A 25,228-nucleotide genomic window follows, 5' to 3' on the forward strand; every position below is an offset into this window, starting at 1 on the left:
CAAACCCTCAATCAATCTACTCCTGCGCTCCCTGTAATTGGGACTGCAAAGATACAAACTCTTTTTAAACCCGCAACTCTTTTTTATAAAAAAATTAAAGTTTTTTGTTTGTCTCTTTTTGAAGTATCATATTGTCTCTGCTTATCTAAAAGCTTTTCTGCGCTACTGAACTACTCTCGTTTTTCAGTGGGGCAAAGATAACAACTTATTGTAACGCAAAACAACTTTATTTAACATAAATGTCATATCCACGTAATATTTGAACATAAGCCACTGATACAAAGTGAGAAAAATTTTAAACAAAATCCACTCAATTTAAATTCATATAAAGTAAAACCAGCGAGATTGTTATTATAAGTGATATTTAAGGTTTACTTTCTTTATAGATCACGCTCAAAAATTCTGCATAAGACTTCTCCAGACCAATGATATCTCCGGATTTAAGGTTTAAACCTCCTACTCCTGAGTTATCCGGTTTCACTTTTAAAGAGGAAACCTGAAAATAAATATCATCATCATTGATTTTTGGCTGAACTTTTACTGTAGATCCTAAAAGCTTCTTGGTGGAGATGGTATAGATTTCTCCCGGCATAAATTTTAATTTTAAAAATGATCTGGGAGAAATGGTGTAATCTTTACGATTGATACTTATTTTCTGATCTTTTTCAGAGGAGGCAAATATATACATCTCTCCATGCTTAGTTACCAGTTTTTCTTTAGGTGTATAATATAACGCAATTTTATAATTGGCAGCATTGAATGCCTGAGGGGTACCATCTACATTTTCGAAGGGTTTTAATTCAAATGTATTGGCACCAATCTCTTTTGCTTTTTTATATACTAAGGAAAATACTAGTGCATCATCTTTTGAAAAGCCCTGTACTTCTACTTCTCCTAAATAAACAGCATCTCCGGCGGATTCTTTTCTGTAGAAGAATTTATCTGAGTTGTCATTTGTTTTTTCGACTTTCGTCATATAGACATTTTGTGCACTCCACAGCTGGATACATAATAAGGAAAAGAGTATTGCAATATTTTTCATATATATATTATGGGTTTGAAAGTATATCAACACATTCTTCAAGGCTATTTTCCCAATGTTTAGGTTCTATTTTGTAGACTTCTTCTATTTTATCCAAAGACATGGTACTTCTCACAGGTCTTTTGGCAGGTGTTGGATACTGCTCGGTTGTCAACGGATTTAATTTTACTGATGATTTTGAAAATTCAGCAATTTTTTTGGCAAATTCAAACCAGGTTGTCTCCGGATAGTTTGAGAAGTGGAAAATTCCATAGGTCTTTTGTGGAGCTTCGATGATCTCCATAATTGCTTCTGCCAAATCGTTTGCATTGGTTGGCTGTCCAAACTGATCAGCAACGATTCCCAACTCTTCTTTCTGAGAGAAAAGGTTCAACATTGTTTTCACAAAGTTTTTATTAAACTCAGAGTACAGCCATGAAGTTCTCAGGATGATTGTTTTAGGATTGATTTCCAGAGCACGCTCCTCTCCTTCTCTTTTTGATGCTCCATATACTCCTATCGGATTAGTAAAATCATCTTCAGAGTACGCAAGATTTGTAGTACCATCAAAAACATAGTCTGTAGAAACGTGGATAAGAACAGATTTATAATCTGTACAGGCCTGAGCAAGGTGAGCTACTCCATCAGCATTTACCGCAAAAGCTTTTTCCTTTTCCTTTTCTGCCAGGTCAACGGCTGTGTATGCAGAAGCGTTGATGCAATAATCAGGTTTGTTATCATAAAAGAAATCATTCACCTGCTCTTCATTGGTAACATCTAAAGTGGATGAATCTGTAAATAAGAATTCATATTGGTGTTCAAAGTCAGGAGCTATTTTTTTTATGCAGTTTCCTAATTGTCCGTTACTACCTATTACTGCTATTTTTTTCATTTGTTTATTATTAATTTTTAAGTTGGAACCTTCAATAAGAAATGGGGTTAAGAGTTTTTGGCATTCTGAGATCTTAAGAACTTCACTCTAGACTGGAAGTCTTTTTGGATAAGATCTACATAAAACTTATCAAAAATCTCTTTGATATCCTGAGGATGAACTTCAGATTTTCTTGTTTTAACATTAAAATAGATAACGGTCACCCAAAGTACAGCATGAATTGTCTTTTCATCCAGACTTTTCATCAGAATTTCAACTTTTGCTGTTCTATCCTGTACATCGATGGTTTTGCTGCTGATGACTACCTGTGTGTTATACCTTACTTCTTTTAAATAGGCTATTTCATTTTGAATGGCAATCCAGGTACAGCCGGTTTTCTTGGTATATTCTTCATAGGTAAACCCATAAAATGTTTCTACATGATCTTCTCTAGCATTGAACATATAATCAAGATATTTTACATTATTCAGATGTCCGATCGGATCACAGTCACTAAACCTAACTTTGACCGTAGTTGATACTTCTTTTTCCATTCCGCAAAAATAAAAAAACCACCTCTAAAAGAGGTGGTTAGTTTTATAAATCTTTGTTAATTTGCTGAAATTATTGAATTCCTAATTCTTTCTTCACAGCTGCAGTTGCGTCTGGTCCTGCTTTATAAAGGAATGCTGTTGAGTTTGCATCCATAATATAGTCATATCCATTAGCTTTAGCTACTTTTTCTACTGCATCATTTAGCTTTTTCTCAATAGGACCGAAAGCTACATCTTGCTTAGCTTGTAGATCTTTTTGAGCTTTGTCCTGCATTTGCTGGATTTCTTCAGCTAATTTTTTCATTTCTGCTTCTCTTGCTGTGTTTTCGTCAGCTGTTTTCTTAGGAGCTTCAGTTTGATATTGCTGATATTTAGTTTGAGCTGCGTCAGCTTTTTTCTTAATCTCAGCTTGTTTAGTATCTAAGAATGTTTTAAGATCAGCATCTGCTTTCTTTTTCTCCGGCATAGCGTTAAGAACTCCCATTACATCTAAAGTAGCAATTTTTTGAGCTTTTGCCATACCTACAGATACAACCATCATTACTGCTGCAAATAATACACTTAATTTTTTCATAACTGGTAAATAAATAATTTAATTTGTTTTTAGATTTTAAAATATAGCAAAAGTTAATTTTCTTATTATTTTTTTCCTTTGCTATTTGTTTTTTCCTTCTTATCTGTTCCTTTTAACAGGATAGACAATACTTTTTCTGTGTAATCATATTTTGACTGAAGGAAAATAACACTAATGTTATTGCTTTTATCAAGAACTATGCCCAAGCCATTTTTTTCGGACATTGTTTTGATAGCTCCCCAGATCTGATCCTGAAAAGGCTGAACCAGATTTGTTCTCAGTTTTGTGATCTCACCGTTAGCTCCAAAACGTAAGCTTGTTGTCGTTTTAATATTTTTATCAAGGTCTGTAACTTCCTTTTCTCTAAGTTTAAGTTGGTCACCTATCAATAAAACTTTTTCACTTTCAAAAGCAGCCTTTTTTCTTTCATATTCAGTCTGAAGATTTTGAAGTTCGGATTCCCAGGTATCGATCTGAGAGTTTAATCTTGCTTCAGCCTCTTTATACTGAGGTAATTTATTCAAAATTTCATTCGTATCCACTACTCCGATTTTCTGGGCATTGTTTAACCCAAAAAGCAAAAGGAATGCGAATGTGAAAATTATTTTAAAGTGCTTCATATTTGTAATTATAATGTTTGGTTCATCAAGAAGTGGTTTCTCCATCCAGACTTATCACCTGAAATTGTCTTATCAAGACCAAGTGCAAAATCAAATCCGATCAATCCAAATGCTCCCATATACACTCTTACCCCGACTCCGACTGATCTTTTCAGCTGGAATGGGCTGTAAGAACTCCATGAATTCCATACATTACCACCTTCTGCGAATGTCAAAGCGTAGATTTTTGCAGTCTGGCTCATAGAGATTGGGTATCTTAATTCTAAAGTAAATCTGTTATAGATTGTACCTCCACCTTTCTGCGTAATATCATCTGCCTGTCCTCCTTCTGTACTTGCATTTTCATAACCTCTTAAAGGGATTAATTCTCTACCGTCATATCTCCCTCCGAAAAGACCTGTACCTCCCATGTAGAATCTTTCAAATGGCGGAGCACCTAATTGGCTGTTATATCCATCCATGAATCCCATTTCTGCGGAAGATCTCAAGACCAATTTTCCAATGATTTCATTGTAAACATCTGCTTTAAACTTGATTTTATAGAATTCCATCCACTTATATTTGTCAATAGCTGACATAGTGGAGTAATCTTTCTTCTTAAACAATGAGTATGGAGGAGTCAGTTTTGCTGAAAGCTCAATATTGGATCCCATTGTTGGGAAAATCGGGTCAATACCTGCAGAGTTTCTGCTCAATCCCAGGTTGACACTGAAGTTATTGGCAGTACCATTTGTTTCTGTAGTATCTCCAAACTGGAATGGGTAGTTATTGAAGTCATACTTCTGGAACTGTAATCCTGTGTAAAGTGAGAAATAATCATCCGGCCAGTTCAATAGTCTGTTTAATCCTACTGAAGCGGAGAAGATGTTCAATTTCTGAGCAGCTCCGTACTGATCTGTATATCTTACTCTGGAGTTGTTCAAACTTACAGAAAGAGCTGTTGGTCTTGTACCAAATAACCAAGGTTCTGTAAATGATACTCCATAGTTCTGGAAGTACTGTCCTGCCTGAACCTGAATAGAGAACGTTTGTCCGTCTCCCTGAGGCACAGGTTTGAAGTCTTTAAACTTAAGGAAGTTCTTTAATGAGAAGTTATTAAATGTCAATCCTAAAGTCCCGATAAAGCTGTTACCACCGTAACCTGCCTGTAACTGAACCTGAGAAGATCCTTTTTCTACAAGTTTCCAGTTGATATCTACGGTATTATCCACCTGATTTGGCTGAATATCCTGACCGATCTGCTGAGGGTCAAAGAATGACATTCCTGCTAAATCGAAATAGGTTCTTTTAATTTCCGTTTTCTTGAATAGCTCTCCCGGCTTCGTTCTTAAAGCTCTAAGAATCACGTGGTCATGGGTTGTAGTGTTCCCCTGCCATGTTACTTTATTCCAGGTAGCCTGTTCTCCTTCGTTAATTCTAACTTCAAGGTTTACGGCATCTCCTGATACTGATTTTTCAACAGGAGTTACATTGGAGAAAAGATAACCATTGTTCATGTAAACAGATTTGATATCTGAATCATCTTCTTTTCCTCCGTCTTCACCAACTTTTTTGTTGAATCCTACAGCATCGTAAATATCACCTTTTTTATATCCTAATAATCTTTGTAAATATTCTGTAGCGTATACCGTATTTCCCGTGAACGTAACGTCCCCGATATAATATTTTTTACCTTCGTTAAGTTTTACATTGATTTCGTAGTTATTTCTCTTATTTCTCCATACAGAATCTGAAACGATTTTAGCATCTCTATATCCAAGGGAGTTGTAATAACTGATAAGGCTTTGTTTATCTTCCTGATATTTATCTTCAATGAATTTTGAGGATTTTAAAATACCACCGATCCCAAAACGTTTTTGTTTCGTTTCTTTGAAAGCATTATTTCTAAGCTTTCTGTCGGTTACATTTTCATTTCCTTCAAATTCAATATGGTCGATTTTAATTCTTTTACCCTTATCTACATTGATTGTCCAGTCTACTAAAGCAGGATCTCCTGCATTTACTTTATCCTGAATCGTGATTTTAGCATCAGCAAAACCTTTCTTAATGTAGTCTTTAGGGACATTGGTTTTAAGGCTTGAAACCAAGTTCTGAGTGATCTTAGTTCCTGGTTTAAGGTTGTTATCCTTTGCCAGTTTCTCACTTTTAGATTTACCGATTCCTTTTCCAGCAAATTTCACTTCTCCAAGTTCTTTCAGATCCTGCAGGTAAAATTTCAGAACAATCGTCTGTCCTTCAATGCTTTGAACATAAACTTCCACTTCAGAAAAAGATTGGGTATCCCAAAGTTTTTTTACAGCGTTGCTGATTTTCTGTCCCGGAATGTCTACACTCTCTCCTTTTGTAAGGCCCGTAAATCTTAAGATCTGAGCTGGTGTATATTTTTTTACCCCATCTACAACGATGTCTTTAAGTGTATAAGTTCCTGCCTCATTTTCTGCATGTACAGCATTATTTACTTTTGTGCTGTCTTGTGGAGTTACTTGTCCATAAAAATGTGCAGAAGCAGCAAACATAATGATGGGTAATAGTCTAAACTTCATTTTATCGAGTCTTTCTTTTCTTAAAATTTTATTGGCCATTTACCTGCTCACCGGTTAAACCATATCTTCTTTCTTTGTTTTGATAATCAACAATACATTGGAAGAAAATGTCTTTGGTGAAATCCGGCCACAGAACATTTAAAAACTGCAATTCTGCATAAGCAATCTGCCAAAGCAGGAAGTTGCTTATCCTTATTTCGCCGCTGGTTCTGATCAGTAAATCTACAGGAGGAAAATCTTTTGTATAAAGATAGTTTTCAAATAGACTTTCGTTAATATTTTCTATCTCTACTTTTCCTTCTTTTACATCAGAACTTATATTTTTTACGGCTTCCAGTATTTCATTTTGTGAGCCATAGCTTATAGCCAATACAAGGTTTCCTTTTGTGTTTTCTTTTGTAAGTTCTACCACACGTTCCAACTGCTCTTTCACTAATGTAGGCAGTTTTTCAAGATTCCCTATAACATGCATTCTTAATCCTTTGCTGAAGATCTCTTCTGCTTCCAGAAGCAGGGTCTCTACCAACAGATTCATAAGGGTATTCACTTCTTCACTTGGACGATTCCAATTTTCTGAAGAGAATGTATACAGTGTTAAATAAGGGATATCAATCTCATTACATGCATTAATGGCATTTCTTACTGCATTAATGGCATTTTTGTGACCGAAGGTTCTTTCTTCGCCACGAGATTTTGCCCATCTTCCATTACCATCCATAATGATGGCTACGTGTTTTGGTAAATTCTCAGAATTTATTTTTTCTTTTATCAACGACATATTATTCACAATAACATGGAGGTCTTCCGAACGAATATGTCAGTCCTAAACTGAAAGTATTTATCCAGTCGTTGGATCTGTCATCTCCAATATTTCTCTTTTTAATAAACTCTGCTTCTCTTTCTTTAGAAACTGCATAGTAATTTCCTGACTGTAATAATGAACCACCTGTAGCAGGGTCCAAAATATCAGCATTAAAAGAAGTTTTTACATCTTTGGAAAGGATCTTACTATAATCCAACTGATCCGTCAATGTATATCTGAATGTAGCTTCTGCAAATATAGCCCATGAATGGTTGAATTTATACTTCAAACCAACCCCAAAAGGAATATGCATTGTTACTTTTTTCCCTAATGAATAGTCTGTTGTAGTTGTGAAATCCAATTCATTGATTGGAGCCTGTGCTACACCATCCGCATCTCTTCTGAAATCATTCACAAGGGTTGCTTTAGGAGCGTCAAACATCAAAGCACCGACACCTCCGAAGATGTAAGGGCTCAGCATGCTGATCTGCTCATTATTTACTGGGAAAAAGTTATATTCAAACATTAAACTCGCCTCATACACATTATTTTTTCCGTATGAGTTTCTATTTCTTCTATAATCTTCTTTCGCCGCTTTATCACTAAACTGAATCTGGTTATATCCTAAATCCAATCTAACAGTCTGATGCGGGTTAAAATTAAATCTGTATAATAAACCACCATAAAATGGGATGCCCCAATCTGACGCTCTGCTTAAATCCAACGGCTTCTGTAAAATATAATTTGTCCTTCCTACATCTCCCACTAGGTTACTCATACCTAGACGAACTCCCAATTCGTTTCTTTGTGCTTTAACACTTACCACTCCAAGGAAGGCAAGGAAGCTAAACAATAATTTTTTATTCATAAAAGAATATGGATTTATGGTTATTTTAAAATTTAATTTTTGCAAATATAAAACATTTTTATATTAATGATAATCTTAATGTTTAGTTAAAAATAAACAAAAAAACATAATTTGTTATAAAGTAAACGGCAAAGTGGCAAAAATATTCTTTTTTTCATAGAATGAAAATACTCTAAATATGAAAAAACCCCCATTAAATGAGGGTTTAATGCTTTATTTTTTGTTGAATAATACCTGTACTTTATTTCTGATCCTTATCAGTAACGGCTCTTTATAATTTTTATCTTCATCAAAATAACCATAACCATATCCGTAGCCATAACCGTAGCCATATCCGTAACCTTGTTTTGTATTATAGTCATTATAAACAAGCCCTAAATTATTAACTTCATCATTATGATACTTTTCAGTAATCATTTTCAGCATATACTTTTCTGTGTATTCATGACGTACTACATAGAGATTAGCATCAGAATGCTTCATGAGCTCGTATGAATCAGCCACAAGACCTACAGGAGGTGAATCTATAATAATGAAATCGTATTTTTCTTTAAGTTCTTCTATAAACCTGATATTTCTCTGGCTCATTAAAAGTTCAGAAGGGTTTGGCGGGATAGGACCTGAAGTAGCAACATCAAGATTAGGAATCTTGGTTTTGTTAATAATCTGGTCAATACTTACTTCTCCTGTAAGGTAGTTTGAAATACCGTATTTGTTATCAATTTTAAAGTCTCCAAAGATTTTTGGCTTTCTAAGGTCCATGCCTAATAAGATTGTTTTTTTGTCACTTAATCCTATTACAGATGCCAGATTGATAGAAATATAAGTTTTTCCTTCTCCTCCAATGGATGATGTAATCAAAATAACTTTACCTTTTTCACTTTCATTTTCCATCAAGAATCTCATATTGGCTCTTATTCCCCTGAAAGCCTCTGATACAGATGATTTCGGCTGCTCCAGAACGGTAAGCATATTTTCATTGCTGTTATTTCCTATTACCCCAAGCAGTGGAATTTTCGTAGCGCCTAAGAGTTCTTTGATATTTCTGATTTTACTATCCAATACTTCACCTACAAAGATAAACAGTAATGGAAGCAGCATTAATCCAGAGATAATGGCAGTCTTTGCTAACTTTACATTAGGTCCTATAGCTCTTTGCCCCAGATTTTTAGCAGGGTCAATCACTGTAATATCAGATTGATTGGTTGCCATTCTCATCTTAGTATCACTCTGTCTTCCCAAAAGACTATTGTAAGTGGCCTCAATCATATTATATCCTCTCTCTGCGTCCAGATACTTTCTTTCTTTTTCAGGATAAGAAGCTAAATCTGAGTTGGCTCCTGAAATATCACGATCAATTTTATTGATTTCATCATAATATCTGTTATAATATCCTCTTAAGCTGTTGGATGATCCCATTCTTGCCTCATCAATAAGCCTGTTGATTTCTCTCATCGGCTCTGATGACGGTTTATAAATAGAAGCCATTTCTGCTTTTTTGGTATACAGAGCTTTAAGTTCAGAAACCGTTGCTGAAAACAATCCATCTTCAAAACCTGCTGCATTGGTCCCAATCATTTTATCAAAATTTTGAGACTGCAGGGTGTTTTTGATATTGTTTAGAGAGTTGATTTTACTTATGATATCTGCTTTTTTAGCTTCTAAATCTTTTATTTTCTCCAGAGATTTTTCATCACGGTCTTTAATGTTATAAAGCTTTTCCGAAGTTTTTAAATAATTCAGTACGTTTGCACTTGAATCAAGTTTTTTACGGATATTATCCAGATTGTCTTTTAAAAAGATATCTGTATTCTTATTAATAATATTTTTGTCTGCTAATCTCTTTTTTTGTAGTTCTGCAACAGATTTATTTAGGAAATTAACCGTCCCGTTAAGATTATATCCTTTTTTGGTAATAATCATAATGGATCTGATTTCTTTATCAAAATCAACGCCTGTAGTGGAAACAATTTCATTAACACTCTCATTGACCGAGTTCAGGTTTACAATGATATTATCCAACTGGATTTTAGCAGGAACAGGATTTTTAAGAAGTCTGAATCTCAGGTTAGGAGAATTGTACCACTCATTGATTTTAATGATTTTATCAGCGGGTCTGCTGTATGGATTGATACTCTGAAAGCCTTCTACCTCATAGCTATACAGGTTTGTAGATTCTCCTTCTTCCGGTAAAACCACTTGATATGCTCCATCTCCTTTGGGTATCAGGGTAATAGGATAATTAATCTGCTGAAGATGTTTTTTATCAATCTGAAGAAAGACCGGTGAATCATCTTTATCAAGGTAAGTGGATTTTATCAGTCCCTTAGTAGAATAATTAACAAAAAGATCCAGTTCTTTCACCAAAAATTCGTTGTGTGATCTGGATAAAAGCATTTTCTTCAAATAAAGTCCATCCTGATTTCCAGTATCTCCCCAGATGAAGTTGATAGACTGATTAGACTGTGTTGGTAAAAACTCAGATCCCTTACTGGAAGTACTTAATGATAAATCTGATGCATAAATATTTTGTGCATAGTATTTACTGTATCCCCATGCAAGAGCATATCCGATAAGAAACATAAATACAAACCAGTACCAGTTTTTAAGGATTCTTCTTAAAAAGTGCTCTAAATCAAATAACGCAAACGATCCATACTTTTCTTTCTGAGAATTATTCTTCTCTGTAGCGGTTACTCTTTCTGGAATCATGACTAAAGATTTTTAAGAAGTAAATAAATAGACAATGCCGTTGTAATTACCGAAACTCCTGTAGTTAAAGTCTGGATAGGATCTTTTCCGAATCCATTCAAGCTTTTTGCTCTTGTGTTCAGGTAAATTTCATCTCCGTTCTGTACATAATAGAAAGGAGAATTCATAAGATCTTCACGGGTAAGATCTATTTTAGCAATTTTGATTCCTTCGGGAAGTTTTCTGTGGATCACGATCTCTTTCTTGTCGATCGTTCTGTTCAGTCCGCCATTAATGGCTAAAGCCTCAGTAATGGTAAGGGTATTTTTATGGGCAACTTTCTCTCCTGAAAGACCCGTAGTTTCTACGTCACCAAGAATATAATAAGTAATCCCGTCCGTATTCAGTCGTACCTCAGATTTACCTTCCTGGAAATTTTCATTTACTTTATCCTGAATTTCTTTTCTGATATCTTCTAATGTTCTTCCTTCCGCTTTTACATATCCGATTCCAAAGACATTGACATCCCCATTGGAGTCAACTTTCAGTCCATTAAAATAGAAATTCATATTTCCTCCTCTGCTGGCACCAGAATTAGAACCAATTGTTCCTCCTCCAGAACTACCACCTGACATGGCGGGACTTATTGCAGTTCCAGCTCCAGTTCCAATTCCCCCGGAGGAATTGTAAGATGAATAAAACTGTGCGGCATCTCCTTTTGGAGTGGTCACAATATTAAGGTTAAGGATATCATTTTTGGTAATCCTGTACACAGGGATGTTGTAGGGAACAAGACCTTCTTCATTAATTACGAGACTCTCACTGGGCTGCAGATATCTGACATCCTTTGTTGTAATACATGAGGTAACTAAAAGAGGGAATATTAAAAATAAATATTTAAAGTTTTTCATCATATATATAATATTGTTTACAAAAGTAATATTTAATTGTTAATTTTTGTTATTTCTTAATCGATATAGCAAATCTGGTAAATAAGCACCAAAAAAACCCAGTGAAACAATCACCAGTAATAAAAGATTGATATCAATGTGTCTTAAATAATAAGCTACTCCTACAATCATTAAATAGAAAAGAATAATATAAAAAGTAGATCTTCTATGGGTAAGATTCAATTTTAGCAGTTTATGATGGATATGGTTTTTATCAGCATCAAAGGGTGATTTTTTGTTATAAAGCCTTACCACAATCACATTTAATGTATCTACAATGGGAAGAATCAGAATGGCTACAGCGACTACAGGAGCAGACTGAAGGTGATATCTTGGAACATCTATCAGTTTTTTATCGATAAAAATATCTATAAAACAAATGGAAGTAAAAGCTAATAAAAAGCCCAGCAGCATAGAACCTGTATCGCCCATAAATATTTTACGGTTCCGGTAATTTGATAAATTGTAATATAAAAATGCCAGCACTGTTCCAATAATAATAATGGATAGCACAACCAGCGGATAATTATATTCTCCTAAACGGTAATAGCTGATTCCGAATAAAGCGCTGCAGATAACAGAATATCCTCCTGCCAATCCATCTATTCCATCAATCAGGTTGAATGCATTAATCAGAATAATAAATGTTACAATACTGAAGATCACGCTTACAAAATACTCCAGCTCATATACGCCAAATATTCCAAATAAGCTTCTGATTCTAATGTCTGAGCCAATAACCACCAATGAAGACACCACAATTTGTGCAACAAGTTTTTTGTAGGCTCTCATGACCACAATATCATCCATTACTCCTACATAAAGCAGGATAATCAGTGAGGCAAATAAGAATTTATAGAGATCAAATAATTCATAGGCAAAAATTGAGGCACAGATTCCTATAGAATAAAAGATGGCAATTCCTCCCAGGTTGGGAATTTCTCTAAGGTGAGAGCTTCTTATTCCAGGCTCATCCATCAGATTCTTTCTTCTAGAAATCTTGACAATGGTAGGAATAGAAAAAAAAGTAATTAAAAAGGAGAACACGAAACCCAGTCCTATTTTTATATAGAAAATAGGTATTCCCGATCCGCTTAAGAACAATTCAAAATTTTTCATTTTCTTCTTATTCAGCACTTGTATCTCCTAAATAAAAAACCATAACAGAACGTATAAGAACTTCATTATCATTTTCTATTGACCGAAACAATAGTACTTACATTTGTGTTTACTAAATCAATTTTCTTATCAATCTTTTCTGTCCGGCAAAAAACAACAGATAAAAAATCTTTTTCTTCAAAGGCAAAGATAAAAGATAATTCTTACCAAAACGACTATACTTCAATATATCTTGAATTTTTATTTGTCTTTCCTTCATAAAAAGGACTAACTGATCAGACATACTATAGAATAATTCTTCTTTTTTGACATATGCCAGATAGGCCAAAAACGAGTAAATTCCTTCAAAAATCTGAAAATTTTTCAATTCTTTATTTTTATGGGAATAAGGGGATTCTCTGAATACTTTCTCTACATCAGACACTGCTTTTAGGATATCAAGTCCTTTTTCTGTGTGGGTTTTTGTAATAGAATCGGTACGTTCGAGGTACTGATAATGGAAGTTCTGAGTCTGCGCAATGGTTTCACATTCCAGCAAAAGCTGTGGAATAAGCTGAATATCTTCAAAATGAACCCCTTTTTTAAATCTTCTCTGATTAAAAAGTTCTTTTTTGAATAATTTATTGCAGGCAAAGTAGCTGATATCCGAAAATACGGAAAAGTTATCTTCAAGGGTTATCTTCTCCGGCATATTGGGAAGCTGGGTCAGTTTTTGAATAACCTTTCCGTTTTCATCCACTTTCTGGATATTACAGATGACCATTTTAGCCTGATGCTTTTCGGCTAAAAGAAACATTTCCTCGAACATGGTTTCGGTGACATAGTCATCACTGTCTACAAAACCGATGTAATCACCGGCTGCTCTGTCAATCCCAAAATTACGGGCATCGCTTAAACCTCCGTTTTCTTTGGTAAAAGCTTTTATTTTTTCAGGATATTGGTGTGCGAATTCTTTAATTATTTTTTCAGAGTTATCCTTACTTCCATCGTTCACTACAATAATCTCAATATCAGAGAGACTCTGCTTCACCAGAGAATCAAGACATTGTGTCAGATAATTTTCAACATTATAAACGGGAACAATAATGGATACTCTTGAGGGAACATTTGTCATACATTAAATTTTCGTCAGTCTTGCATTCAGCCAGCCTTTTTTAGCTTCGTCAAAATCTTTTCTGGAACATGGAATGCAGTTTTCTATATTTTCATCTTCACCAAAATACCATAAATTACTGAAAGTATCGCGTCTGAATGCATATTGTCTGTCATCTATCAAAACATAGAACAGCTCATAATGTCTTTCTTTCGGATGGGAATGCTGGATATTGATTCCTTCGATCAAATACCACAGCATCTGTGCTAAAAGCTGATGATTCAGTTGGTTTTCCGAGTAAATATTATAATTAAAAATTCCTACAGATGTAAGGTTTTCACTCAATCCGATTTCTTTCATATAGGCACAGATTTCTCTTCTGTTCAAACCATTTACCTGTGGATTCATTGAAAAAGGTTCACTAAAGCTTTCAATAGCATCACAATTTACGGTAACAAGATCTGCTTTTCTGAAGAAAGGTTCTGTTTTTTCTGTGGAATTCATCATTTCAGCCAGTCGGATAATATCAAACTCTACTTCTTTGATGAGTCTTACAGAATCCATTTCATTTAAATGTTTCTGATACCCCAGATGATGATAATTTTTAATGGAAAAATTTTTCGCTCCAAAAATCTTACTTAAAAAAGTATGTTCATTGATTGTTTCTCCCTGCTGAAGAGAAATAATATTACTGATCTGGGTATAATTGATGCTTTTCTTGTGAAAATTCAATGCTGAAAATAATGAAAAAGCAAAGTCATTGGAACCTCCAATAATCACTGGAATAGCTCTTTTATAATGACATGCGGACAGCACTTCCTGCAAGATATAGTGAGTATCCTGCACGGATTTCCCGGAAACCAAATCCCCAAGATCTACAACAGGAATTTCGAAGTCCATCTGGGAAAGCTTATAAAATTCTTTTCTTACTGCTGTAAAATCCTGTACTTCTGCATCGCCGCCGGCACCTCTGTAGTCTGATACAAATAAAAGAACAATACTGTCTTCTTTAATATCCTTAGTAATCCGACTTCCTATCTGCCAGCTTTCTGTTTTGAAATTTCTTGGTGAAATGATAAAGTCTTCGAAATCCATATTTTAATTTGAAATGTAATAATTGATTAATTGCTTGATATAACAAACATACAAAAAAAGCCTTCCTTGAAGAAGACTTTTAGTAAGATAAGAATTATTTCTTAATTAATTTTTTATAAATTTTGACACCACTCTTTCTTTTACCATTTGAATATCAATAAAATAAATACCTGATAACAGATTGCTTACATTAATTCTATCCTGTAATTGATTAGGTTCCACATGCAATACAATTCGTCCATTTGTATCATAGATGTCATAGCTCATTATTTTTTCACCGGAAGTAATATGTAGAAAATCCTTAACCGGATTTGGGTAGAGCTTCACGCTATTCAATGGTACTTCTGAAGTTTTCAGACTGCTTGTATTAAAAAAATATTTACGGGCTGTCCCTACATATTTGGTTTGCGATCCATACCAGATAGAGTAGATTCCAAATAGTACAATGGAGTTCCCATACAATTCGAATCCTTTATTGTATACATTCTTGTTCAGCATTTGCGGCGTAATAATTTTACCGTTTAGCCCGAAGGAATTATCCAGATCGCCATTTTCATCTATCTTCAAAGCATAGGTATTGTACCAGCCTGTTCCTGAAACCATAAATGTATTGTCTGCAAGGCGCGCCACCTTCATCGGAGTTGAATCAGACTGAACAGGAGTAACACTTATTCCTGTATTTTTAAATGTAGTATCTAAAGTTCCATCTGCATTCAAACGATACGTAACAAGCCCAAAACAATTATTCCCATTACAAATACTCCCGGAAGTAAATCCTAAGATTTTCCCATTATCAAGAAACATAAGGTGAGCACTCCCATCTATATTCTGACCATAGGAATACTGGAAAGTTCCTGCATTTCCAAAAGAAGGATCAAGGTTTCCGTCAGGCTGAAGTTTTGTAATAACGATTCTCTGATCGCTCACCGCAACGATTTTCTGACCTGCTATAAATATTTCATTGTTATTTTTTACAATAACTCTCCTGTATTTATAAGCAAGACCTAAAGCAAGCGTTCCTCCGTTTCCAAAAGAAGTATCCGGAGTTCCGTTTGGTAAAAAACGTACAAGGCTAAAATCTGAGCCGGCATTGGAAGTGGTATATTTCAGAAGATAAATTTTGCCATTCTGATCAATATCTATATCAGCATAGGATGCGGACTGATTAAAAGGAGTAAAACCATTTACAAAATTTCCATTTTCATCTATTTTCTGAACAGCGCCATATCCACCATCCATGATAATATAATTACCGTCTCCGGCAGGTTTTATTTTACCATAGTTCCCCTGAGAGAAAAGTTTATACCCAGACCCATTGGAAAAAGAAGTATCTAATACTCCATTGGCGGTAAAACGGGCAATAAAGTTACTGCCTACCGCTAAAACTTTTCCATCCGGAAGTTGGGTTGTGGATTGTATCTGCAGTCCTCCGGACATTTGACTGCCATTATAAAATGCAAAATCCGTAGATCCACTGCTTAAACCATACGATGTATCCAGCAGGTTTTCCTGGGCAAAGGCATTCAAAGTGATGAAAAGCCCTAAAATAGATAGAATTTTATACATAAGACTCAATTTTAAAATGATGTTTCAGGTTGTTATATTAGTTTTCAAGTCGCTAAAGTTAAAAATTTAATGAGAAATAATAAGAAGAGAAATATCTTCTTTAGAATAGGATTTAATAAAAAAAGCCGTTAACATGGTCTGTCAACGGCTTTATCAATCTTCTCTGATTATTATTTCTTTTTGGCAGCAGGTTTCTTTGCTGCTGTTGTTTTCTTTGTAGTAGTCGCTTTTTTAGCTGCAGGTTTTTTCTTTTCTGCAAAAGCTTTAGGATCCTGATCTGTAATCCATTTTTTAACCTCATCTAAAGAAAGTTCTTTTAATTCCTCAGCATCATATTTTGTGTCGTCAGCTTTCTTAGGAATTTTGAACATGGCCTTTCCGAATTTGATGAAAGGTCCCCATCTTCCGTTTTCAATGGAAATTTTTTCTTTTTCCCACTGCTGGATGTATCGGTTGGCTTCTTTTTCCAGTTTAGCATCAATCAGTTCATTGATATCGCTTTGAGAAAGATTTTCAAAATCATATCTCTTTGGAACGTTCACGAAAATATCTTTATACTTGATAAATGGTCCGAATCTTCCTGTTCCTTTTGTTACAGGTTCTCCTTTATACGTTGCAATAGGAGCATCCGCAATTTTCTTTTCATTGATGATTTCCTCGGCACGTTTCTGATCTACAGAAAGCGGATCTTCACCTTTCGGAATACTGATATACGTTTCTCCCCATTTCACATAAGGTCCAAATCTTCCTACTCCTACAGAAACCGGCTGTCCGTCAACTTCACTTAAATCAAAAGGCAACTTGAACAGTTCCAATGCTTCTTCAAAAGTGATGGTTGCGATATTCTGGCCTGTCATTAATGAAGCAAAGATTGGTTTCTCCTCATCATCCGTTTCTCCAATCTGGATCATTGCTCCAAATCTTCCGATTCTTGCATGAACATTTTTACCGGTCTTTGGATCTACTCCTAATAATCTGTCTCCTGTGGCACGGTCTGCATTTTCTTCTACATCTTCAATTCTCGGGTGGAATTTCGAGTAGAAATTCGTCATCATTTCCTTCCATTTCTGGTCGCCACTCGCAATTTCGTCAAAACTTTCTTCTACTCTTGCTGTGAAACCGTAGTCAAGGATTTCTCTGAAATTATCTGTTAAGAAATCATTTACAACTTCACCAATATCTGTAGGAATGAATTTATTTTTATCACCTCCGAATTTTTCTTCAAGAACTACTTTTTTGATCTTATCTTTTGTCAAAGACATTTTGATCACTTCACGGGTATGCGGTTCGATTTCTCTTTTATCTACATACTCTCTGTTCTGAATGGTCTGAATTGTAGGAGCATAAGTAGAAGGTCTCCCAATCCCTAATTCTTCAAGTTTTCTCACCAATCCGGCTTCAGTATATCTTGCACTTGGTCTTGTGAATTTTTCAGTAGCAGTAATTGTTTTATAGTTCAATATTTCTCCTACAGTTACTTTCGGCAACAACTTATCGTTGTTTTCTTCATCATCCTCTTCTGTCTTTACAATGCCGTAAGCCTTCAGGAAACCATCGAATATAATCACCTCACCCTGTGCTTCAAAATGATGTGGCAATGACGCATTTCCTATTTCAATTACTGTCTTTTCAATTTTGGCATTAGCCATCTGAGAAGCCAGTGTTCTTTTATAAATTAATTGATACAGTCTGTTTAATTGTGCATCAGCTACAGTTTTTACTCCAAAATCCGTAGGACGGATCGCTTCGTGCGCTTCCTGTGCTGAAGCAGATTTTGTGGTATAGTTTCTTGGAGAAGAATATTCTGCTCCGTATTCTGATACGATTTGTTTTTTAGCACCTTCAATGGCTTCCTGGGAAAGGTTTACGGAGTCTGTTCTCATATAGGTAATAAACCCTTCTTCGTACAGCCTCTGTGCCAGACGCATGGTATTGGTTACATTATATCCAAGTCTTGAGGAAGCTTCCTGCTGTAATGTAGAAGTTGTAAACGGAGCGGAAGCCGAACGTGTACCTGGCTTGGTTTCTACATTCAGAACTTTAAATTCTGTAGTTTTTGCCTGTTCCAGGAATTTTTCTGCCTCTTCTTCCTTTTCAAAGTCTTTTTTCAGCTTGGCAGCAATTTCCTGCTCTGTTTTATTTAGGAAAATCCCGTCAAGTTTAAAGCTTGCTTTTGGTTTAAACTCACGGATTTCTTTTTCTCTTTCAACGATTAATCTTACTGCTACAGACTGTACTCTACCTGCAGACAGTCCCGGTTTTACTTTTTTCCATAAAACGGGTGACATTTCAAAACCTACGATTCTGTCCAGCACTCTTCTTGCCTGCTGGGCATTCACTAAGTTCTGATCAATATCTCTTGGATTGTCGATTGCTTTTAGAATGGCGTTTTTGGTAATCTCGTGGAAAACAATTCTTTTCCTGTTTTCAGGCTTCAGCTTCAATTCATCCGCAAGATGCCATGCAATAGCTTCTCCTTCGCGGTCCTCATCGGAAGCAAGCCATACCATATCAGCTTTCTTTACGGCCGCCTTTAATTCGGTTACCAATTTCTTTTTGTCTGCTGAAACTTCGTAATCAGGACTGAATGTAGTAAGGTCTATCCCCATTCCTTTTTTAGGAAGATCCCGGATATGTCCGAAACTGGATTTTACTTCAAAATCCTTTCCTAGATATTTTTGAATAGTTTTTGCTTTTGCCGGGGACTCTACGATTACTAAATTTTTCGACATTCTAACTAAAAATTTTTGCAAAAGTAAAGCTTTTTTATTATATACTTTTTGTTAAACGGGTTTAATTTAACAATCGAAGTGGTTTACACTCTCTTTCAGCATCCATTTTTTGAAGAAACAAATCCTTTGTAGTATAGGTTTTAGACTGTTATGTAATTATCAACACTGAATGATATAGAATTTTTCACCAGCCATAATAGATGCAAGAAATATGCTCTATATGAAAAAGCAGAACAAGAAACCTCATTCTGCTATTCAACCCTCTTGTTATGGTTTATTGTTTTATAATTTTTACAGTTGCTTCTGAATTATTTATTCTTATTACATACACTCCTGCACTTAAAGAAGAGAGATCTGCCTGGTTATTGACAAACTGTCCTGATTTCACAAGCTGACCGAGGGCATTAAAAACCTGAAAACTGTACTCTTTATCCACCGTAGCCCTGATGTAAAGGATACTAGAAAAAGGGCTTGGGTATAAAGAGATCTTGTTATTCTTAATTTTTAGTTCAGAATTTACTTTGCTCAGTCTAGGTTCTTTAGATATCGTATTCATTTTTGAGAGCGGACCTTCTTCATTACCATTGGCATCATATTCTATTTTCACACATCGGCATCCCGTTCCGAAGTACGGATCATTATTATCATGAAAGACCATTATCCTGTTGGTTGTAGAAGCTGCATCAAACAAAACATTAATAGACCTTCCAATGTAATTTGAATTTAAAGCATCCGTCCATACAGCCGGATACTGAAAGTTGAGAACATTGAACGTTCCCTGTGAAGTCTGATTGGCAATAACACTTCTGAAACCTCTTGATCCGGAATCAGGGTAGTTTCCTATGGGATAAGCCGGATTGTTAAACAAATACCCTACCGTAGCATTGGCCGAATTTCTCACTCTTGCTCCCAAATAATCAGTCGCAATACTATATGATGTGGCCACATTCTTATCTTTTTTATACCAGGGAGTTTGTCCGAAATCAGCACCTGAAACCAAAGCTACACTGGTCAGATCAGGAATCCTCCATCCTTCAGGACAAGGATCAAAAGGTGATTTACTACCTCCTCTTCCCCACCGGTCAGGCGCTAAATTGGGTTCCTGTGCCAGCCAGTCTGTACCGTTCGTATAATTGGGTGTTGTACTGTTATAAGGAGCCCATGTACTTGGGATCATATATACCAGAGGATTTTTCACAGAATAGGATAATATTTTTGAAATTTTATCAGCTGGCTTATCCGTTAACTGTACATTTGATAACGTCGCATACGTGTTATACGGTACAATATAATTTCCTGAAAGATTGTTATATTCAGACTGATTAAGCGTAGTGTACGAAACAGTTCCTTTAGGAGCAGGAGTTCCCAGAAACACATTATAAAAGCTTCTATTATCAGCATACTGGAATGGAGGAATAGGATCTTTTCTACCCCATTGATAATGCAGTCCGGTAGAGGCACGTATTTTTAACAGTTCATCAGCAGTGGGCGCCTGAGGATTGACAATGTTGGGAAAAGCATCTGTTGCTCCGAGATTACGATCCATAAAGACCGTCTGTAATGCAACATCAGCTTTGTTGACATAGTTCACATAATTTGTAACTGCTTCCGGGACTTCTGTAACATAAGAATAAGATCCTACAGGAGAATCTGTAACCCAGATATGCCAGCTCCAATATACAGGTGAAGATACGTCGCCATTATGCAATGTTACCACAGCATTTCCACTTTCATTAGGAGCAATTTCTACAGATATTTTAGAATTAATAATATCCTGCAGTGATGAAGGTGAAGGATTCACCATTAGAATCCTGCTGATAAGAGAGGTATTGGTAGTCCATAGCACATTGGTTTTTAAATTAGTAAAATTGGAAGGATTTAATATCTCAAGATTACCCAACAACTGGCTTTGTACAGAAAACGCTTTACTGACCGGAATTTCAATAATAGTGGCTGTTTCGCTTTTAACAACCTGATACGTATTCGGGTTATTGAAACCTTCTTTGAATTCTGTGGCTACTGGCAGGTATTCTGTTGGGAAATCATAATCATTAATAGTATATAGCGGATCTTTTATACATCTGCAGCCGTTAGCATCTGAGGTATACATTCCGGACATTGGAAAGTAATAATAACGTCCTTTAATATTAGGATAATTGGCATCCGGAATATCAGGCTGTGTTTTATCCGGAATCATGGAAAGACCTCTTACCGTAACAGCCGGAGAAGCATCAAACAATCGAGTCAAAGTAGCCGTCCACAATGCAATATGATGCTGATCACTGTATTGTCCTAAATGGGCTCCTCTGATAAGCTGTCCGTTTCCGGGAAAAATCCCCATATTATATCCTCCTACCGCAGATAGATCAAAGCCAAGATTGGGATAAATCCTAAACCCTGTCATAAAGGCTGGAATTCCTGCATCAGTAGGTTTTATGATATGATATTTATTGGCTTCAAAAACATTTCTTGCCATATTGGTTTTCACCCCGAAAGGCGAAAAATCTATTCTTATATCATCTACATAGGATCCTGAGGCCAGATTCGCTACCAGCATTGAGGGTATACGCCATCCATTAGGACATGGATCATAAGGAGATTTATCTCTATAAGGTTTAGCTTTTTCATCTGTATTGTAAATGCTTTCGATTTTTCCTTGTGCATTGTCTGACCAAAGATTGAGTTCTGAAAGCCTGTTACTCGGCAAGGCAGTAGATTTACCAAACCAATTGACAGGAAGATTAAGATTATTATTATAGTAAGCCTGACCTGAATTATCATCTTTATTGACATAGATAAGACTCAAAGGATTTTTTACAGAAAGCCTTATATTATTGGTAACCTCCGCAGAAGAAAGCAGAACAAACTTCATGAGATCATCAATACTTACAGCATTGGTCATATTTTTAGCCCCTCTATGCCTCACTCTGCCTATAGATCCTGAAGCTTCGTAGAAATCGTTTCCTCTTGTAACCAATGGCGGAATAGGATCTTTTCGTCCCCATTGATAAAGAAGTCCGATACTTCGGTTCCAGTCTGATGCCGTGATAGAACTTGTGATGGCACCCAGATTTCTATCCATCCATTTCCAATCGGAGTCTGGAATAACCTCAGTAGTTCCGTCTGATTTCATTCTTTTGACGTTGTTGAAACTTCTATAGGTAACTCCATTCGTAGGATCATCCGTTACCCAGATATGCCAGCTCCAATAAATTTCGCCGTTTACTTTAAGAGCAATCACAGCATTTCCCTTTTTCGCTTTGTTGACAGGAACCTTTATCTTAGCATCCTGCCCTGTTCCCATTATTTCAAGGGCATAGTTTACTCCGGACTTTATAAGCCCATGAACGTCTTCCCATAAAACATCTGCAGTTACTGTACCCGCCGGAATACCGGTTCCGTTAAGATATCCGCCTCCTTCCCACATTGCATAGGCTTTCTTTACGGGAACCAACAATCCTTCGCTATTCTGATTGGGATCAAAAATATAACTGTTAGGAGCTTTTTTCCAGTCCGGAAGAAATAATGTTGTCAATTCATGGACTGGTCTTTTCAATGAGTCAATGCTCTTGGCATGCCATACCGTTCTTATATATGCTGCTGAGGGAAGGCTTCCTCTGATATTAGCTTTAGAACAGACTCCAAATAATATCAGGCAGATAACTGCCGCTAATTTTTCAGTTAATCTTTTCATACCTTATGGTTTAGTGTTATTAGCGGAATGCAATTTTTACGCCCATTTCAATGAAAAGAGATTTATTATATAAATAAAAACACCATATTTTAATTATGTTATTAATAATATAAAACAAAACCTGATAAACAGTACAAATACCCAAAACCTTTTACATAAAAAAAGACAGCCTTAAGCTGCCTTTATATTTTAATGTTCAAAATACTATGGAAGAATATGGTTTCTATAAAGATCTATCGAAAATCTTCCAGCCTTAATATTATTAAAGATGGAGAAGACGACAAAATTGAAGACAACCAGTGAAATAATAAATGCATAAATCATATTTTTAACCCTTCCGGAAACAACATACATTGCATTCGGAATAACAATGTACGAGAACCCAATAAATGCTCCTGCAAGTCTGGATGAGAAGATAGGGTTATTTCTAAAAATAAAGTAAAGACAGATCCCAATTACAGCATAGTTTCTATGATATTCGTAATAAGGATACAGCTCTTTCATCTTATTATCAAAAACAAAAAGGAAGAAAGTAAGGATAGCCATCATGACCTCCGGGATTCCGATCCCACCATTAAGCCGTTGTACCGTCTCATCCATATATCCATTAAATCCTTCTACAAGTGTACTGTTAGAAGCCATACCATCTAAGAAACCTCCAAAACTCCTATAGATTTCAAACGGTGATAAAAAGACAGACCCTACAATCATAATCAGCATCACCGTTCTGTTCAACGGAACACGGGCCAGCCAATACATCGGCAGGAATAAATAACAAACACTGTGTATACCAGATCCTATGAATATAAAAAACAGGTAATGCCAGAGCTTCCGTTCTTTAATATACCGTATCGCAAAATAAACAATAAAAGTTCCCAGGTTTTGTCTGATCTGCCCACTCTCCCCGATAAAGAAGTTAGGAATAAACATAAACAGCGTAAAAGTAAAGGGATAAAAAGTATTGTCTTCTGTATATTCCACTTTAAAGATCATCGCAAAAATAGCAATGACCAGCGTCAGCATATAAAAGGGAGCATCAAAAAAATTGAGAAGTATCTTATTAATCAAAGTATACAGCCATTCCACATCCAGGGTTTCCGTACCTTCCATATGGAGCATCTTCATAAAGATACTGTAATAGCTTTTGGTATCAGAGTAAATATAAATTCCCTTGTAACTTCCGTAATCCGGACCTACGCTGTCTCTAAGACCAACAATAATAATAAAATAAACAGCAAGGAACCAGAACCACTTTTTATCAACCTTCTTTCCATACACTTCCTGAACACTGAAAAACAGCATGTAGACAATTGCAATTAAATAATATGGATGTAGTAAACTCATGCTAAATCTCTGGTGTTTTTTTAAACTGATGATATGCTGTGATTATTCCGGTCAGAATTAAAGGCAGGAAAAGCCTCACTTCCCAGAAAAGCCCCACTAAAGTAATCATAAGAAGATAAGGAATGGAAAAGAAAAAATATTTTCCAAAAACACTCCTGTTTTCATCTTCTGTACACAGCTTGTATATAAAATAAATCACAATTAATGCAAAGACCAATCCTGCAAGATTGAAAGGACTGGAAAAGTTTCTATTAATATAAAACCCTTCCACAAAAGTAGTTTCGTCCTGAACAAGTAATGCTCTCAATCCCAGATAAGGAATCAGAAAAGCAATAACCAATGGTATAATTTTCCAGATTACCTGATAATTTCCTTTTTTCAACTCATCAATATTAAAAAATACCGCGGCAAAAAAAGCAATGTTCAAACAGGCTGTTTCTCTTACCAGAGTAGAAACTCCGATGAGACCAATGAGAATATAAAAGAAAATATTTTTTCTGGTATCTAAATATTTCAGGGTTAAAAAAACACCCGCCAGATAGCAGAATAGTGCAATAGTATCACAATTTGTAGGTGCATATTGTGTGATCACAATGAAAAACACAGATAAGAGATGAATAATCCTTCTCGCATTAAGATTCAGCAGAAGTCCTATTGACTTCAATTGAAAAACAGCATTCAAAATCAAAGAACATAAAACAAAGAACACACTGTTCATCAGGAAAAGCCCATGATAAAAAGGGGTTCCGTTTTTTGATAGAAAATCTTTGAAGAAAGAAAGGGGTCCGTTAATCAGACTGTACATTAGATCTGTCATCTGTACACTCAGATAATTAGGAATCACTCTGTAAGCATATACGGAGGAAAATAAAAAGTCAGGAGTAGTCTCTGATGTTTTCAGTCTTGTATAGGAAGATTCAAACCCATAATAAGACATGGCAAACAACAGCAGCGGAAGTACTATTACAAATAGAAATCCGTTTATTTTTTCATCATTTCTTTTCAACATATCTAAAAACAGATTCTTATTTTTTTAATAATAATGGTGGTTGAAAATACATTTTTTCAAAAGGGAACTTTTGCAAAAGTAG

Annotated in this window: 19 protein-coding genes; 1 reads left to right on the forward strand and 18 read right to left on the reverse strand. The window is 35.5% G+C overall.

What is annotated here, in order from left to right:
* Window positions 1-201 (forward strand): hypothetical protein (locus ODR02_RS17720; protein ID WP_309512932.1); only part of this gene is annotated, 201 nt, incomplete at its 5' end.
* Window positions 202-364: 163 nt separating this feature from the next.
* Here the strand turns inward: ODR02_RS17720 and ODR02_RS17725 are convergent.
* From ODR02_RS17725 to ODR02_RS17810, 18 genes are all read right to left on the reverse strand, one after another.
* Entirely contained in the window at window positions 365-976 is a 612-nt protein-coding gene (locus ODR02_RS17725) for a hypothetical protein (RefSeq protein ID WP_309512933.1), read from the reverse strand.
* Between the two features lie 73 nt (window positions 977-1,049).
* On the reverse strand, window positions 1,050-1,928 hold the full coding sequence (rfbD, locus tag ODR02_RS17730; protein ID WP_309513050.1) for a dTDP-4-dehydrorhamnose reductase: 879 nt from the start codon (window positions 1,926-1,928) through the stop codon (window positions 1,050-1,052).
* Window positions 1,929-1,960: 32 nt separating this feature from the next.
* Complete coding sequence (locus ODR02_RS17735; protein ID WP_105684213.1) at window positions 1,961-2,446, reverse strand: acyl-CoA thioesterase; 486 nt, start codon at window positions 2,444-2,446, stop codon at window positions 1,961-1,963.
* A gap of 70 nt (window positions 2,447-2,516) precedes the next feature.
* Entirely contained in the window at window positions 2,517-3,020 is a 504-nt protein-coding gene (locus ODR02_RS17740; RefSeq protein WP_105684212.1) for an OmpH family outer membrane protein, read from the reverse strand.
* A gap of 65 nt (window positions 3,021-3,085) precedes the next feature.
* Entirely contained in the window at window positions 3,086-3,640 is a 555-nt protein-coding gene (locus ODR02_RS17745; RefSeq protein ID WP_309512934.1) for an OmpH family outer membrane protein, read from the reverse strand.
* Window positions 3,641-3,648: 8 nt separating this feature from the next.
* Window positions 3,649-6,183, reverse strand: a complete 2,535-nt coding sequence (locus ODR02_RS17750) for a BamA/OMP85 family outer membrane protein (protein ID WP_105684225.1) — start codon at window positions 6,181-6,183, stop codon at window positions 3,649-3,651.
* Window positions 6,184-6,211: 28 nt separating this feature from the next.
* On the reverse strand, window positions 6,212-6,961 hold the full coding sequence (locus tag ODR02_RS17755) for an isoprenyl transferase (RefSeq protein WP_105684211.1): 750 nt from the start codon (window positions 6,959-6,961) through the stop codon (window positions 6,212-6,214).
* Between the two features lies 1 nt (window position 6,962).
* Entirely contained in the window at window positions 6,963-7,853 is an 891-nt protein-coding gene (porG, locus tag ODR02_RS17760; RefSeq protein ID WP_209786800.1) for a type IX secretion system protein PorG, read from the reverse strand.
* 213 nt (window positions 7,854-8,066) lie between these two features.
* Complete coding sequence (locus tag ODR02_RS17765) at window positions 8,067-10,565, reverse strand: exopolysaccharide transport family protein (RefSeq protein WP_209786799.1); 2,499 nt, start codon at window positions 10,563-10,565, stop codon at window positions 8,067-8,069.
* A gap of 2 nt (window positions 10,566-10,567) precedes the next feature.
* On the reverse strand, window positions 10,568-11,458 hold the full coding sequence (locus tag ODR02_RS17770; RefSeq protein ID WP_309512935.1) for a polysaccharide biosynthesis/export family protein: 891 nt from the start codon (window positions 11,456-11,458) through the stop codon (window positions 10,568-10,570).
* A 36-nt stretch (window positions 11,459-11,494) separates the two neighbouring features.
* The gene (locus ODR02_RS17775) at window positions 11,495-12,613 is read right to left on the reverse strand and encodes a glycosyltransferase family 4 protein (protein WP_209786797.1); all 1,119 of its coding nucleotides are present in this window, start codon (window positions 12,611-12,613) and stop codon (window positions 11,495-11,497) included.
* A gap of 112 nt (window positions 12,614-12,725) precedes the next feature.
* Window positions 12,726-13,727 carry a glycosyltransferase family 2 protein gene (locus ODR02_RS17780; protein ID WP_309512936.1) on the reverse strand — a complete coding sequence of 334 codons (1,002 nt, stop codon included), beginning with the start codon at window positions 13,725-13,727 and terminating at the stop codon, window positions 12,726-12,728.
* A 3-nt stretch (window positions 13,728-13,730) separates the two neighbouring features.
* Complete coding sequence (locus ODR02_RS17785; RefSeq protein ID WP_309512937.1) at window positions 13,731-14,801, reverse strand: formimidoylglutamase; 1,071 nt, start codon at window positions 14,799-14,801, stop codon at window positions 13,731-13,733.
* A gap of 105 nt (window positions 14,802-14,906) precedes the next feature.
* On the reverse strand, window positions 14,907-16,367 hold the full coding sequence (locus tag ODR02_RS17790; protein ID WP_209786794.1) for a T9SS type A sorting domain-containing protein: 1,461 nt from the start codon (window positions 16,365-16,367) through the stop codon (window positions 14,907-14,909).
* 170 nt (window positions 16,368-16,537) lie between these two features.
* Window positions 16,538-19,099 carry a type I DNA topoisomerase gene (topA, locus tag ODR02_RS17795; RefSeq protein ID WP_209786793.1) on the reverse strand — a complete coding sequence of 854 codons (2,562 nt, stop codon included), beginning with the start codon at window positions 19,097-19,099 and terminating at the stop codon, window positions 16,538-16,540.
* 274 nt (window positions 19,100-19,373) lie between these two features.
* Window positions 19,374-22,793, reverse strand: a complete 3,420-nt coding sequence (locus ODR02_RS17800; RefSeq protein ID WP_309512938.1) for a T9SS type A sorting domain-containing protein — start codon at window positions 22,791-22,793, stop codon at window positions 19,374-19,376.
* 204 nt (window positions 22,794-22,997) lie between these two features.
* Window positions 22,998-24,137, reverse strand: a complete 1,140-nt coding sequence (locus tag ODR02_RS17805; protein ID WP_309512939.1) for an EpsG family protein — start codon at window positions 24,135-24,137, stop codon at window positions 22,998-23,000.
* A gap of 1 nt (window position 24,138) precedes the next feature.
* The gene (locus ODR02_RS17810) at window positions 24,139-25,146 is read right to left on the reverse strand and encodes a hypothetical protein (RefSeq protein ID WP_309512940.1); all 1,008 of its coding nucleotides are present in this window, start codon (window positions 25,144-25,146) and stop codon (window positions 24,139-24,141) included.
* Window positions 25,147-25,228: the final 82 nt, after the last annotated feature.

The sequence above is a fragment of the Chryseobacterium sp. CFS2 genome, from assembly GCF_036543225.1.
Classification (GTDB): domain Bacteria; phylum Bacteroidota; class Bacteroidia; order Flavobacteriales; family Weeksellaceae; genus Chryseobacterium; species Chryseobacterium culicis_A.

Excerpts from the sequence above, each read along its gene's own strand:
- ODR02_RS17725 (WP_309512933.1), bottom strand. The coding sequence starts at position 976 with ATGACGAAAGTCGAAAAAACAAATGACAACTCAGATAAATTCTTCTAC.
- ODR02_RS17735 (WP_105684213.1), bottom strand. The coding sequence starts at position 2,446 with ATGGAAAAAGAAGTATCAACTACGGTCAAAGTTAGGTTTAGTGACTGT.
- ODR02_RS17740 (WP_105684212.1), bottom strand. The coding sequence starts at position 3,020 with ATGAAAAAATTAAGTGTATTATTTGCAGCAGTAATGATGGTTGTATCT.
- ODR02_RS17745 (WP_309512934.1), bottom strand. The coding sequence starts at position 3,640 with ATGAAGCACTTTAAAATAATTTTCACATTCGCATTCCTTTTGCTTTTT.
- ODR02_RS17750 (WP_105684225.1), bottom strand. The coding sequence starts at position 6,183 with ATGAAGTTTAGACTATTACCCATCATTATGTTTGCTGCTTCTGCACAT.
- ODR02_RS17755 (WP_105684211.1), bottom strand. The coding sequence starts at position 6,961 with ATGTCGTTGATAAAAGAAAAAATAAATTCTGAGAATTTACCAAAACAC.
- porG (WP_209786800.1), bottom strand. The coding sequence starts at position 7,853 with ATGAATAAAAAATTATTGTTTAGCTTCCTTGCCTTCCTTGGAGTGGTA.
- ODR02_RS17765 (WP_209786799.1), bottom strand. The coding sequence starts at position 10,565 with ATGATTCCAGAAAGAGTAACCGCTACAGAGAAGAATAATTCTCAGAAA.
- ODR02_RS17770 (WP_309512935.1), bottom strand. The coding sequence starts at position 11,458 with ATGATGAAAAACTTTAAATATTTATTTTTAATATTCCCTCTTTTAGTT.
- ODR02_RS17775 (WP_209786797.1), bottom strand. The coding sequence starts at position 12,613 with ATGAAAAATTTTGAATTGTTCTTAAGCGGATCGGGAATACCTATTTTC.
- ODR02_RS17780 (WP_309512936.1), bottom strand. The coding sequence starts at position 13,727 with ATGACAAATGTTCCCTCAAGAGTATCCATTATTGTTCCCGTTTATAAT.
- ODR02_RS17785 (WP_309512937.1), bottom strand. The coding sequence starts at position 14,801 with ATGGATTTCGAAGACTTTATCATTTCACCAAGAAATTTCAAAACAGAA.
- ODR02_RS17790 (WP_209786794.1), bottom strand. The coding sequence starts at position 16,367 with ATGTATAAAATTCTATCTATTTTAGGGCTTTTCATCACTTTGAATGCC.
- topA (WP_209786793.1), bottom strand. The coding sequence starts at position 19,099 with ATGTCGAAAAATTTAGTAATCGTAGAGTCCCCGGCAAAAGCAAAAACT.
- ODR02_RS17800 (WP_309512938.1), bottom strand. The coding sequence starts at position 22,793 with ATGAAAAGATTAACTGAAAAATTAGCGGCAGTTATCTGCCTGATATTA.
- ODR02_RS17805 (WP_309512939.1), bottom strand. The coding sequence starts at position 24,137 with ATGAGTTTACTACATCCATATTATTTAATTGCAATTGTCTACATGCTG.
- ODR02_RS17810 (WP_309512940.1), bottom strand. The coding sequence starts at position 25,146 with ATGTTGAAAAGAAATGATGAAAAAATAAACGGATTTCTATTTGTAATA.